This is a genomic window from Paenibacillus sp. FSL P4-0338, assembly GCF_038002365.1.
In the GTDB taxonomy this organism is placed as follows: domain Bacteria; phylum Bacillota; class Bacilli; order Paenibacillales; family Paenibacillaceae; genus Paenibacillus_AQ.
Window position 1 is genome coordinate 57456 of the sequence record NZ_JBBOCG010000001.1, and the last position, 13435, is coordinate 70890.

Here is a 13435-nt window from a genome sequence, read left to right on the forward strand (position 1 = left end):
TATGTGAGCTGTATTATTCACTGATTTCTTCCATCAGCAACTTGTAGGTGTTGGAACGGGCTTCGCCAGAGTACCGTCGTCCATCGATGGTGAACACATACAGGGCAGCCGCAGAGCCTTGAAGATCCTTGCCCATATAATCCGTATTTATTTTGACAAAATAAGTGAGTGTGACCGTCTGCCCGGCTTGCAGCGTTCCCAGAGCAACTGTTCCGCTGTACGGTGTACCGGGTATTACAGTGGCGCTTATCGTAACGATATCAGGATCAATGACGGTACCCTGCGGTACAATCCGGATCACTGAGACTTCAGCCGGATAATTCCCGCTGTTGGACACTTGAATGTTGAATTCAGCGATGCCTCCAGGCTCAATAACGGGCGGCTCACCCTGAATCTGAATAGAAATGATGGGCGTGAACAGCAACGTGGTCACCGCATTTGAGCGGGAGACCTGCCCGACATTGCGCCCGTCCGGCAGGGAGAATGTATACTGGACCACTCCCTGATTCTGAATAGCCGGAGTCTGGCGGATATCGGTGGCACCCGGAATGGATACGAGAAAATCAACCACAGCAACAGCGCCTGCCCGTAAAGTGCCCAGCGGGATTCTGTCCCCGGGGCGGAGGCCCTTCTGGGGAATCCCGTCCACACGGACGCTGTCCCAGACAAACAGTACGTCTGGCGGAACGGCGTCCGTGAGCAGCGCGTTCACAGCCAGATTGCCGCTGTTATTCACAATGAACTCGTACCGTAAGTTGTCACCGGGCGCTGCGCTGTAGAGATCAACCTTCAGCCTTACCGATAATCCGGGCTGGATGACCGTAATCTGAACCGTATTGCTTGTGGTGGAGGTTCGGTTGTCATTAGCCTGATAAGAGATCTGCGCGTTCGCAAGAATCGCTGATCCTGGAGGATTCAAGGTCACCCGGACACGGTAGGAGACCTCGGAGGCTGCTCCTGCAGGGAGCGAACCCAGTCCGATGCCTGAAGCCGGGTCGGCCTCAGGCTGATAAATCCCGCCAGCGATAACACTTCCGGGAAGGAAGGAGGTGCCTTCCGGAACGGGAAGCATAGCAATGACTGTGGTCAGCGGCAGGGTGCCTTCATTCCTGAGCTGAAGGGTGTAGGTGACGACATCCCCAATGAAGGTCGTGGGGGTGCTGGCTGAGAGCAGGGAAGACAACTGGTAGGACAGCAGGGAGACACTAACAGGGTTGGAGCGGATCTCCCCGTTCACCGCTCTGCCTTCAGGTGTATTGAAGGAATACGTGCCAACCGCTCTGTTATGCAGCGCGAGTGAAGGCGGAAGCGAGATGACAATGACCTGGAAGGCGATGCTGACCCCCGAATGGGGGGCGAGAATGCCAAGGGGAATGCCGGAAGACGGAGTGATCCCCGGAAGGGGGACACCGTCTCTAAGCACACTATTGGCAACGAACGAGACACCCGGGGGAAGCACATCCGTGATGGTGACAACCGCCCCGGTATTGCCGCTGTTCCTGGCGGTCACTGTATAGACGAGTGTCTCCCCCAGGGAGGCGATCTGACGGTCTGCTTGCTTTTGCAGCGATAATACCGGACCCACGACAAGCGTATTGACGGTATTGGAATAGGTAACCGAGTCCGTGCCCTCTGCCGAGCTGTATAGAACCATGGACTGATTACTTACGACAGGCTGAAGCCCTGAGCCGTCTGTCATATGACGATGACCTGAACCTGGAAGGTTACCGTTGAGGTTGCTCCCGGTGCGATCGTTCCGATCAGGATACCGGTGCCCGGATTTGCTCCGGGACGCGGAGTGCCGTCTACAGTTACGCTGCCTGCAACGAACTGGCTGCCGGCCGGGATCGGGTCAACGAGGACCACGTTGTTGACGGGAACAATGCCGTTGTTGGTGACGGCAATCGTATAAGTGATGATATCACCGACAACCGCATCGACAGCCGGAGTGCTCTTAACTGCGGTTACGTCCGGTGAAGAGACGGGGATGACCAGCGTATTCGATACGGCAGATCCGGAGAGCGAGCGGCCATCCGGTGGCGTGAAGGTGAAGGCTGCGGCGGCCTGGTTCACCAGCTGCTGCGGTGAAGGCAGGGAAGCCAGCGTAACCTGCAGGGTGACGAGCATGGTAACAGTAGCGCCCGCTGGAACTGTACCCAGGTTGATTCCGGTAGTCGGATCAGCGCCGGGAACGGGCTGGCCGTTAACCAGTACGCTGTTCGGAATGAATACAGCTCCTGCAGGGATGGAGTCTGTTAAGGTGACGACAGCCGCAAGATTGCCTGTATTGGTGACGCTGAGTGAATAGGTGACGGTATCTCCCACCGTCGCATTCGTGGTATCGGCAGCCTTCAGAATGCCGATAACCGGCTGGAATACCGGAGTGACCAGCGTATTGGAATAAGAGGCACCTGAGAATGCGCCGGAGGTGAAACTGACGGAAGCCAGATTGCTTAGTGTGGCCGGATTGGGCAGTGTATTGACCAGGATGTTGAAGGTAACCAGAACGGTAGCTCCCGGAGCTATGGTTCCGAGCGAAATCCCGTTTGCCGGATTGCCCCCCGGCAGCGGAGTGCCGTCCACGACTACGCTGCCGGCCACAAAGGAAGAGCCGGCCGGAATGGGATCACTCAGCACGGCATTATTAACCGGTGCAATGCCGTTATTGGTGACTGCAATACTGTACGGAACGGTATCCCCCGGGACTGCATCAATTACAGTAGTGCTCTTGGCTACAAGAACATCCGGCGATGATACCGGAATCAGATTGATGTTCGAGCTGGCGGACTGGTTGAAGACGCGTCCATCCGGCAGCGTATAGTTGAAGGCGAGGATGGCCTGATTGCTAAGCTGCTGGCTGGCCGGCAGCGTGTCGATCACTACGGAGAACACTACGGTCAGCGCTGCGCCGGCTGCAATACTGCCCAGGGTGATTCCGGTAGCAGGATCAGCACCCGGAGAAGGAAAGCCGTTAATCAGCACACTGTTCGGAACCAGAGTTGTACCTGCCGGAATCGTATCGGTCAGCGTGGCTGAGGCCGCATAGTTGCCTGAATTGCTTACATTGACGGTATACACAATGGTGTCGCCTACCGTTGCATTTTGAGCGCTGGAGCTCTTGGCTGCAGCGATGATCGGCTGGAATACCGGAGTGGTCACAATATTGGAGAAGGCCGCACTGGACAGGGCGCCGGAAGTGAAGCTGGCTGAGGACTGATTGTTCAGTAACCCGGAAGGAGGCAGTGCTGTAACCGTCACGTTGAAGGCCACTGTGACGGAAGCCCCGGGAGCGATACTGCCTATGGTCACCCCCGTAGCCGGTGAAGCCGCAGGGCGTGCCACGCCATCCACGAGCACGCTGCCCGGAACGAAGGCGGTCCCGGCAGGCAGAGCATCCGTGAATACCACATTATTGACTGTCGCAATACCGTTGTTGGTTAAGGTTACGGAATACGTGATGGTGTCTCCGATATTGGTTGCGGTGGTTGCCGTAGTTTTGACGACAGCCAGGTTCGGGTTCGAGACCGGCAGGGTCACGGTATTCGTGAGGGAAGAGCCTCCCAGGGTTCTTCCGTCCGGCAAGGTGAAGCTGGAAGCCACGGTTCCCTGGTTGACCAGAACCTGCGGCGATGGCAATGAAGTGATGACCACCGAGAATGTGACAGCTACAGTCGCTCCCGGAGCGATGGTACCTGCGGCGATTCCGGTGGAAGGATCGGCCTGCGGCAGAGGCTGGCCGTTAATCAGAACGCTGTTGGTCACAAAGGTAGTACCGGCCGGAATATTGTCCGTGACCGTCAGGCTGGCTCCATAGTTGCCCGTATTGCTGATGTTGATGGTGTAGGTCACGGTATCCCCGACTGTGGCATTGGTGGTATTTGCAGCTTTGGCTGCTGCGATCTCCGGCTGGAAGACGGGGACCGCCACAGGGTTGGAGAAGGTTGAGCCGGCGAAGACACCTGAGGTATAAGTGACACTCGCCTCATTATCAATGGAGGCATCTGCGGGTACGGAGGCGACGGTGACACTGTAAGAGACAACGGCTGAGGCACCAGAGGCAAGCGTACTGACTGGAATCCCTGATGCCGGATGGGCATTAGGGAAAGGAACCCCGTTCACGGACACGCTGCCGGGCACAAAAGTGGCTCCATCCGGTGTTGGATCGCTGAGGATCACATTGTTTACCGGGTCTGCCCCGTTATTCGTGATATCGACGGAATAGGCAATGGTGTCACCGATTGCTACTGAAGTGGAAGCGGTGCTCTTGACCACCGACAGGTTGGGGGCAGAGACGGCGATGGTTACAGTATTGGAGACGGCGCTGCCGCTGAGCAGCCGGCCGTCAGGCGGTGTGAAGGTATAGGTAGAAGCTGCCTGATTGACCAGCTGCTGCGGGGACGGCAGGGACACGATGAAGACCGTGAAGCTGACCGGTACACTTGCCCCGGGAGCGACAGTTCCGACAGTAATTCCGGTATCCGGTGCAGCCCCCGGCTGAGGAAAACCGCCGACAATGACGCTGTTAGGGTCAAAGGTAGTACCAGCCGGGATATTGTCGGTTAAGGTAACATTGGCGGCCAGGTTACCGGTATTGCTGACCACAACGGTATAAATGACCGTATCGCCAACTGTGGCGTTCAGGTCACTGGCGCTTTTGACAAGCGAGATCTGCGGCTGTGTGACCGGTGTGGTGGTAACATTGGACGATGAAGAGCCGGAGAAGACCCCGGAGGTGAAGCTGACGGTCGACTGGTTATTGACCTGTAAAGGAATCGGCATGGTTATTCTCACCTCGAATGTGACGGCAACGGAGGCTCCAGGCCCCAGGCTGCCGATTGGGATGCCGGCGGACGGAACTGCCAACGGCTGGGAGACGCCGCCGACAATTACGGTTCCGGGAAGGAACGCTGCATTCTCTGGCAAGGGATCGCTGAGAATGATGTTGCTGACAGAGGCAATACTGGTATTCGTCAGCACGGAGGTGAAGGTGAGGATATCACCGGTGACGGCATCAATGGCATTGACGCTTTTGACCACACTGACATTTGGTGCCGAGACGGGTACGGTAAGGGTGTTCGACACGGTGTTACTGCCAAGCTGACGCCCATCCGGCAGGGTGAACGTGTAGGAGGCCGCTGCGGTATTGGGCAGCTGCTGGTTCGGGGGGAGCGCAGTAACCGTAACAAGGAAGCTGACTACGACGCTGTCTCCGGGAGCAAGCGGCCCCACCGGAATGCCCGTTAATGGGCTATACCCAGGCAGCGGCGTCCCGCCTATACTTACGCTGTTGGTCTCGAATACCGTCTGCGGCGGCAGGGCATCAGTCAGATTCAGCATGGCCGCGATATTGCCGGTGTTGCTGGCCAGGATGGAGAAGGAGAGCAGACTGCCTACAGAGGCCTGCGCAGGGCCTACGCTTTTGACAAGTCCAATGACTGGAATGAAGACCGGGGTAGACACTGTATTGGATAGGGCCGTTCCGCTGAATGAGCCGGCCGTAAATGAGGCGCTGGCCCGGTTGCTCAGTTGTGGCGGGCTTGGAATAGAGGTCGCATTAACCTGGAAGACAACGATGCTTGTTGCGCCCGCAGCAAGTGTACCGAGAGCAATCCCGGCATTTGGATTGGCAGAGGGTACGGCCGTCCCGTTCACCGTGACAGTCCCCGCTACAAAGGCACTGCCTGCCGGAGCCGGATCAGATAGCACTACATTGTTAACAGCTACACCGCTGGGGTTGGATACGGAGACGGTGTAAGTAAGATATTCGCCTACAGCCACAGAGGTGAGATTGGCATTTTTGAGAATCGTGATGTTCGGGGCAGAGACTGGAATAGTCACTGTATTAGATACACTTCCGCCGGACAGAGAGCGTCCGCTGGGCAACTGATAGGTGTAACTGCTGCTGCCCTGGTCCGTCAAGGTTGCCGGAGACGGCAGGGATTGAACAGTGGTGAGGAAGGTTACGGTCAAGCCGGCTCCCGGTGCTACGGACCCGAGCGGAATTCCGCTTACGGGAGAATCTGATGGACGGACCACGCCGTTCACTGTGACGCTTCCGGCGACGAAGGCAGACCCGGCAGGAATCGTGTCAGTTAAGGTTACCGTTGCTGCGAGATTGCCGGTATTTTGGACTTGCAGGGTATACAGCACATTTCCCCCAACCGTGGCGCTGCCGGGGCTTGCGCTTTTGGTAATACCGATCACGGGCTGGTATACGGGAGTCAAGGTTGTGTTGGACTGTGTGATGGCGTTGAAGGACCCCGAGCTGTAAGAGGCCGATGACTGGTTAGCGAGCTGGCCGCTTCCCGGCACAGAGTTGACACTCACCTGGAAGGTTACTGTTACGCTGGTCCCTGGCGCAATGGTGCCGACAGATATCCCCGAAGCCGGATCAGCGGCTGGCCGCGCGGTTCCCGCCACCACCACACTTCCAGGCACTAGAGTGCTGCCTGCAGGTATCGGATCAGAGAGCACAACATTCGTGATGGCGACAATTCCGTTATTAGTAACCACAGACGTATATTGCAGGGTATCGCCTACGGCGACATCCGGGAAGCTGGCGCTTTTGACAAGTGCGACATTCGGCAGTCGAACCGGTATGGTGAGCGTATTGGAGGCTGCCGTACCGTTCACGGTCCGCCCGTCCGGAACCAGGAAGGTATAGGCGGCTGTAGCCTGGTCAACGAGCTGCGGAGGAGAGGGCAGGCTGTTCACCAGCACGCGGAACTGGACGGTCGAGCTTCCTCCTGCTGCGATGGTGCCGATGGCGATCCCGGCGGCAGGATTACCCGCCACGGGCGTACCGTTTACCGTGAAGCTTCCCGGAATATAGGAGCTGCCGGCAGGAATGTTATCTGTGAGCGTAGTCGTGGCGCCGATATTGCCGGTATTGGAGATTTGCAGGGTGTAGAGAATCTGGTCTCCGACGGTTGCGTTGGAAGTATTGGCGCTTTTGACAATGCCGAGAACCGGAGAATATACCGGCAGCGATTGTGTATTGGATGGAATAACTCCGCTCACAATCGGGCCTCCGGCCACACTCTGGAAGGTGAAGGCGGCGGTGGCTGTGTTGGGGACGAACTGCGGATTCGGCAAGGAAGTCACCCTGGCTTGATAGGTAACCGTTATAGAAGTGCCAAGGGCCAGTGATCCCAGCGGGATGCCGGAGGTTATATCATAAGTCGGCCTGGAAACACCGGCAACCACCACGCTTCCTGCGACAAAAGTAAGACCTGCCGGTAAAGTATCTGACAATACAACACTGGCTGCACTTGCCGTACCGGTATTGTTGACCGTTACGGTGTAGGTGACCAGATCGCCAACGATGGTACCGGCGACATTTGCGCTTTTGGCCAAGGAGATCTTGGGAGCATTGATGTCAATTTGCAGCCCGTTGGCGTTAACGACATAAGCATCGCCTGAAGTAGTCAAGGTCAGGAGTGCGGAGGACTGGTTATTGACCAGACGCGCGGATACATCCACATTCGTGATATCCCAGCCCTGCCGCCCCCCGACAATGTTGGAGCCCGGACTGCCGTTAGTCTGGTTGCGGGTGCCGAACGTGCCGGTCGTATTCAGATTGCCGGTATCATTGTTAATCTGCGAGGCGAAGAAGTTATTGGCAAAGTTATTAGGCCCGGACAGGGCGACCTGGGTGGCGGAGGTAGGGCCGAAAAGCGCCTGGTCGCCTGATCGGTTGGCATCTCCTTCCTGGGCGCTGAACTGGATACGTCCGCCCAGCGCACCGGTGACTGGTGTGGCGAAGCCGGTAATGGTGGTGACCACCGGCGCCGAGGAGGCTTGGACAAGGACCGCACCTGCACGCAGAGACATGTTGCGGAAGGGCAGCGACGGATTCTGGTAGATGACGGCAAGTGTCCAGCCCGCATGGTTGGCAGTGGAATCACCAGGAATAACAATAGTCCCGACTACACCGCCAGTGACATAGGTTCCGGCACCGGAGGCTTGAATGGTGCTGGTGACATTGGCGGAACGGACATACGCGAGTGCCCCGCCACCCAGATCCACCGAATTGGCTGTGGCTGAATCGGGGGTGACGCTGACCGTGTTCCCGAGCGGTGTAGTAAAGGATACAGGGTTGTTGATTGCCGTAGTGAGATTGACGTTGCCGTTAACATAGGAACCGCCCCAGATCAGCTCGGCATACAGAACCGTGCTTCCGGCAGGGAGTACTAGAACTGCTGCTGAACTGTTGCTCTGATATAAACTGGTAGTGCCGGCAGGGTAAGTGCCGAATACAGAAGCAGTATTGATCGTAGAGAAGCCTCCGATACTGTCCTGTGTACCCGGTACACCGACAACATCAGAGCGGCTAAGTCCAAGTGTGTTGCCTGTAAAAGTGATGGCGCCAGTTGCGTTAACCGTAGACCGAACGACTAGAGGAATAATTTTCACCTCCTTTTGAATAGAAGCTCAGACAGCAAGTGGAAACGGCTTTGCCGTCCTTGTAAAGGACGGTACCGTTTCAGCGAGAAATAGAAGGATAAGTTATCATGTGAAACAAATAAATTCTTCTATTTTCAAAAAAAAAGCAGACCGGCTCCTGCGGGAAGCCGATATGCGATCTTGCTTGTGTTGTATTAGCCTATGTCCAGTTTTGAGCAATCTTGTATGTCCATCCCAAAAGTTTACAACATATATTTCCTGTTCTGCAGCCGAAGCCGGCGTTCTAGCAGCGACTGTGGTTCAGGCAGTACCTTCCGGCTCATCGCCTCCAGTTCCTCATCGGTAATCTCCCGCTTAATGACGGCGAAGTGGTACATAATTTCGTGAATGACATTGGACTGCAGCGTCTTCAGCACCTCCAGCTCCTCCGTATCATACAGATTGTCGTCATAAGGATATTGATAGAACAGCTCCATCCGCAGCAGTCTGAAGTCAAACGGCGGCAGCGGCACAGGATAATCCGGGATCTCCGGGCACAGCGGGCTCTGATGGGGCTGGAAGAAACTTCCGGTGAAATAACGGGGGGTATACTCATCGAACTTTTGCTTAAACATAGGATTGGAGGCATGCGGGAAGCTATGGGCATAGGGTGAGAGAATACACACAACCGCTTGGTGCGTGCTTATTCTATAAATCTCTGACATCGCTGTAAACAGATCGTTCACATAAGGCATGACCCGGCTGGCCATTACGAATTCGGCCGTATTGTCGGGCAGGGGGATTCCTTCGCAAATATCGCAGACGATATCCACCCCGGGGTACTGTGTGCGGTCGATTCCCAGATACCCGGACTCTTTGCCGGGGCCGCAGCCGATATCGATTCTCAAGGATACCACTCCTTCAAATGCTGAATAAGGCTCTTCATCTATTGTATTAGTCCGGCGCTTCTGTGCGTACGGCTGATGCCCAGCCCGTAACGGCAAGTTTACACTACCCGGCTTGCTGGGTAATCTTTAGGTAAGGTAAGCAGCACACAACTAAGCAGAGGAGGCATACATCATGAGACTAGAGCGTACGCTACCCGCTATGACAGCAATCGCTGCATTGATGCTCACCTTGACGGCTTGTGGCGGGAACAGCCCGGCGGAAGCCCCCGGAGAATCGTCCTCAGCAGGCTCTTCGGTCATCCCTGTACAGACGGCGGCGGTACCTCTCGCCAGTCCGGTGCTTAAGTCTAGTCCTTCCGCAGCCGCAGAGTCAGAGAAGATTCAAGGCTCAGGCACTTATGTCGGGCAGATAGATACCCATTCCGTGGAGATTGTGACAGAAGAAGGGCCGACGGCCTTTGAACTCGGTGCAGGTACAGAGGAGGCGCCGGAAGGGCTTGAGATGGATGAACCTGTAGTATTTACTTATGTGGAAAAAATAGTCGGAAAAGATCCTGTCGTGATTCAGCGGGTATTGTCCAGTCTGACCAAAGCGGACTGATTCGGCAGAGTACCCGGAACCAGGACTGCAATGGCGGAATACCTCATAGGTACCCTCCTGTTGCAGTCTTTTTGCTGTCTTTGGAACCGGCTCCAAAAGTTATTTTTTTGTAACCGGATTTGAGAGAAACTTTTTCTGCCCAGCTTGCGTCAAAGAGATAGAAAAATGAGAGATGTTTCCTATCCGGGAGGGTGAGCTTGTGAAAAAGTTATGGATTTCGATTGTAGCAGGATTATTGGTGTTCCCGATGTTGTTTCAGGCCCCTGCCCAGGCAGCAGCCAAACCCATCAGAGTTATTATTGATGGAGTGACCTTGTCCACCGATCAGCCGCCGGTAATGGTGAACGGACGGACCATGGTACCGCTGCGGGCTATCTTTGAAGCCTTCAATGCCGACATCAAGTGGAATCAGAAGACACAGACAGTAACTGCTTCCCAGAATGATACAACGATTGTACTGAAGATTGGCTCCAAGATCGCAACTATCAACAATAAGGCAGTCAGCCTGGATGTGCCGGGCCAGAATCTGAAGGGCCGCACAATGGTGCCTACCCGGTTCGTCAGTGAAGCGCTCGGCCGCGAGGTCGGCTGGAATCCGGCTGCGCAGATTGTAACGATCACCACTCCGGTTCCGGTAGGCGGGAATGCGGCTCCGGTATCGGGGGTAACCGCCCAGGATATCGGCGATTATGGAGACGGCCGGGATCTGCAGGTCAGCTTCAACCGTGCGGCCGACGAATCGCTGGTGGATCAATACCGCGTGCTTGTCGCCAAGACTGGTACTTCACTGAACCTGTCGTCTGCACTGGCAGTAGGTTCCAATAACTACTCCGTTGCTCTGGTAACAGGAGCCAATCCTGTTGTGAAGCTGAACGCTGCCGCCAGAACGATCGATGGTGACCTGATTAAGAATAATCAGGGATATAGCGTATATGTAGTAACAGTCGGCAAAGGCAATAATACCAGTGCCCTCTCCAGTGCATCTGCCGTTATTACATTGCAGAACAAGGCAGTTCCGGCACTGGGCACCGTCCAGGCAACAGATACCAGTGATTACGGGGACGGCCGCGATCTCTCCGTCAGCTTCAATAAGCTGGCCGATGAGAGCAAGATAAGCTCTTACCGGATCTTCGTAGTCAAAGCGTCGAATACCCAGGTGTTTGATCTGGGCAGAGCTAATGCGGTCTCCAGCAGCAATTACACGCAGCTCAACAAGACGGGCAACAATATCAGTATGAACCTCACCTCAGGCTCCAGAGATACAGATGGAGCGCTGATCAAGACGGGTGTCAGCTACCGGATATATGTACTGGCGGTTGACAGCAGCAATGCAGCGAATAATGTGCTGTCACCTGCTTCGACGGCCTTTACACTCGCCAATGCAGGGGTATCCAACCTGAATGTGACCGATGTGAACGATTATAATGACGGGCGGGATTTGAAGGTTACCTTTAACCATGCTTCAGACGAGACCAATATCAGTCAGTACCGCATTCTGGTTGTGCCTGTGAACTATTACAGCAGCTTCAGCTTAAATGATGCAAATAACGTATCCAGTGCCAATTATACGGCGGTAAACACATCAGGAACGTATACCGAACAGATTCTGAGCTCCTCCAGCAGAGATGTGCGCGGATCCCTGATCAGGAATGGAACCAGCTACAAAGTGTATGTGCTCGCGGCAGGTAACTGGAACAATTCGGGCTCGAATGTGCTATCTGCTGCTTCTCCGGCGATTACGCTGGTGAATACCTCCGGCCTCAGTGCCATATCGAATCTAAGTGTGAGTGATGTGAACGATTATGGAGACGGCCGTGATCTGAGAGTATCGTTCAATCATGCCGGAGATGAATCCTACATCAGCCATTACCGGATTCTGGTGGTGCCAACGAACTACTACAACAGCTTCAGCTTGTCGGATGCGAACAATGCGGGGAATTATACTACCGCAGGTACATCCGGGGACAGCACCAATCAGGTGCTTGATGCCTCAGCCAAAGACGTCCGCGGCACGGCCATCAAGCCGGAAATCAGCTACAGAGTATATGTCTTGACTGTCAGAAACGGCAGCTACCAGGGAGCTAACGTATTGTCGGAGGGAACGGCAGCTATTAGCTTATCGGCTAAGCTACCTGTCACCTCCGTGACGAATGTGACCTACGGCATGGATAACGGCAAAGTTGTGGTTAACTTCACCAAATCCTCCCGTGAGTCGAATATCTCCGAATACCGGGTATTCGCCGTCCCTTCCAAGCAGAGCTTCGGCAGTACAGAAGCCCTTGGCGTGCAATCCTCATACTATAGATCAGCAGTCCCTAACGGAAGCAATCTCTCGATAGCGGCTGCAGCGAAAGACATTAACGGTAATCCAATAGTGAAAGGCACCAAATATAAGGTATACGTGCTTGCCGTAGCCAACAGCTCTGGAGTGCAGAATGGCGGACTGTCCGACTCAAGCGAAGAGTTCGAGATCTAAGTGTCCAGCACTGCTATATGGCTTCACAACAAAACACAGCATGTCCCGGTTCGAGGGGATATGCTGTGTTTGCTGTAGAACGGTTATTAGGACGCTCCTGCATTCACCAGAACGACGGATAGCAGAAGCATGAACAGGAGCAGGAAGCCCGCATTGATGATGGTGCCGATGACAGCAAATACCTTGCGCCGTCTGCGCAGAGTCAGACCGATAATTCCGGTAACCGCCCCGATGATATTCACTGCGACAAGGATCAGCATGGTCAGACCCAGATACATGATCGTTTCTGCCGAATCGGCAATCAGTTTATTATGCTCATTCATCAGAGAAGACGCTTGCGCTCCTACATACACTAAGGTAATGGCATAGCAGACCAGTGTGAGCAGAGCAATTACGAACGAAGCGATACCGGGACCGGAGTGCTTAAAGTCGCGTTTGTTCTCCTGGTATACATAATCCGGATTCGTGTCTTGTTCGGGAGGTGAATGATAATCCATGGGCTGCACTCCTTGGGATATAATAGGTTATTACTACCACTTCATCATAACACCGCTCTAAATGCAAGTCTTCAGGGCATATATGCTCTGAATGATGCGGCTGGCAAAAGGCGGAGCAGATACGTTAAGATAGGAGGAGTTCAACTCAGGGAAGGAGTTGTGTATCCATGCAACGAAGATTGATAGGCTGGGGAGCCTTGCTGGGTATGCTGTCTGTTGCCATCGGCGCGTTTGGATCGCATATCCTGAAGCCAAAAATCAGTGAGCACTATCTGCAGGTGTACGAGACGGGTGTCCAGTATCATATGTTCCATGCGCTGGCCTTGATACTTATCGGGCTTACCGCAGGGCAATGGGGCGAAAGTGTCCGTCTGCGCTGGGCAGGGCGGCTGATGGTTGCCGGGGTGATCCTGTTCTCGGGCAGCCTGTACATCCTAAGTATTTCCGGTATCAAAGTTCTCGGAGCGATTACTCCGCTGGGAGGCGTATGCTTCATTGCGGGCTGGCTCTGCTTGGCCTTGGAGGCCTTCTCGCGCAAGAAGTGAAGTACAGCTGGAGCATTGTATTC

7 protein-coding genes are annotated in these 13435 nt (G+C 54.9%); 3 read left to right on the forward strand and 4 right to left on the reverse strand.

Going from position 1 to position 13435, the window contains the following annotated elements:
• Positions 1 to 13: 13 nt before the first annotated feature.
• From MKZ07_RS00240 to MKZ07_RS00250, 3 genes are all read right to left on the reverse strand, one after another.
• Positions 14 to 1699 (reverse strand): DUF11 domain-containing protein, encoded by a 1686-nt coding sequence (locus tag MKZ07_RS00240; RefSeq protein ID WP_036692772.1) that lies wholly within the window; start codon positions 1697 to 1699, stop codon positions 14 to 16.
• The gene (locus MKZ07_RS00245; protein WP_341023948.1) at positions 1696 to 8415 is read right to left on the reverse strand and encodes a DUF7507 domain-containing protein; all 6720 of its coding nucleotides are present in this window, start codon (positions 8413 to 8415) and stop codon (positions 1696 to 1698) included. Before MKZ07_RS00245 ends, MKZ07_RS00240 begins: the two co-directional genes overlap by 4 nt.
• A gap of 233 nt (positions 8416 to 8648) precedes the next feature.
• Complete coding sequence (locus MKZ07_RS00250) at positions 8649 to 9293, reverse strand: methyltransferase domain-containing protein (RefSeq protein WP_076155084.1); 645 nt, start codon at positions 9291 to 9293, stop codon at positions 8649 to 8651.
• A gap of 172 nt (positions 9294 to 9465) precedes the next feature.
• Here MKZ07_RS00250 and MKZ07_RS00255 point away from each other — a divergent pair, with 172 nt between their 5' ends.
• Together MKZ07_RS00255 and MKZ07_RS00260 are read left to right on the forward strand one after the other, a co-directional pair.
• Positions 9466 to 9894 carry a hypothetical protein gene (locus tag MKZ07_RS00255; RefSeq protein WP_051493281.1) on the forward strand — a complete coding sequence of 143 codons (429 nt, stop codon included), beginning with the start codon at positions 9466 to 9468 and terminating at the stop codon, positions 9892 to 9894.
• Positions 9895 to 10093: 199 nt separating this feature from the next.
• A complete protein-coding gene (locus MKZ07_RS00260; RefSeq protein WP_341023951.1) occupies positions 10094 to 12370 on the forward strand; it encodes a copper amine oxidase N-terminal domain-containing protein in 2277 nt (758 codons plus the stop codon).
• Positions 12371 to 12456: 86 nt separating this feature from the next.
• On the opposite strand, the gene MKZ07_RS00265 is transcribed toward MKZ07_RS00260, so the two are convergent.
• Positions 12457 to 12867 (reverse strand): hypothetical protein, encoded by a 411-nt coding sequence (locus MKZ07_RS00265; protein ID WP_036692773.1) that lies wholly within the window; start codon positions 12865 to 12867, stop codon positions 12457 to 12459.
• A gap of 167 nt (positions 12868 to 13034) precedes the next feature.
• Here MKZ07_RS00265 and MKZ07_RS00270 point away from each other — a divergent pair, with 167 nt between their 5' ends.
• A complete protein-coding gene (locus MKZ07_RS00270; protein WP_036692776.1) occupies positions 13035 to 13412 on the forward strand; it encodes a DUF423 domain-containing protein in 378 nt (125 codons plus the stop codon).
• Positions 13413 to 13435: the final 23 nt, after the last annotated feature.

Excerpts from the sequence above, each read along its gene's own strand:
- MKZ07_RS00240 (WP_036692772.1), bottom strand. The coding sequence starts at position 1,699 with ATGACAGACGGCTCAGGGCTTCAGCCTGTCGTAAGTAATCAGTCCATG.
- MKZ07_RS00265 (WP_036692773.1), bottom strand. The coding sequence starts at position 12,867 with ATGGATTATCATTCACCTCCCGAACAAGACACGAATCCGGATTATGTA.
- MKZ07_RS00270 (WP_036692776.1), top strand. The coding sequence starts at position 13,035 with ATGCAACGAAGATTGATAGGCTGGGGAGCCTTGCTGGGTATGCTGTCT.
- MKZ07_RS00255 (WP_051493281.1), top strand. The coding sequence starts at position 9,466 with ATGAGACTAGAGCGTACGCTACCCGCTATGACAGCAATCGCTGCATTG.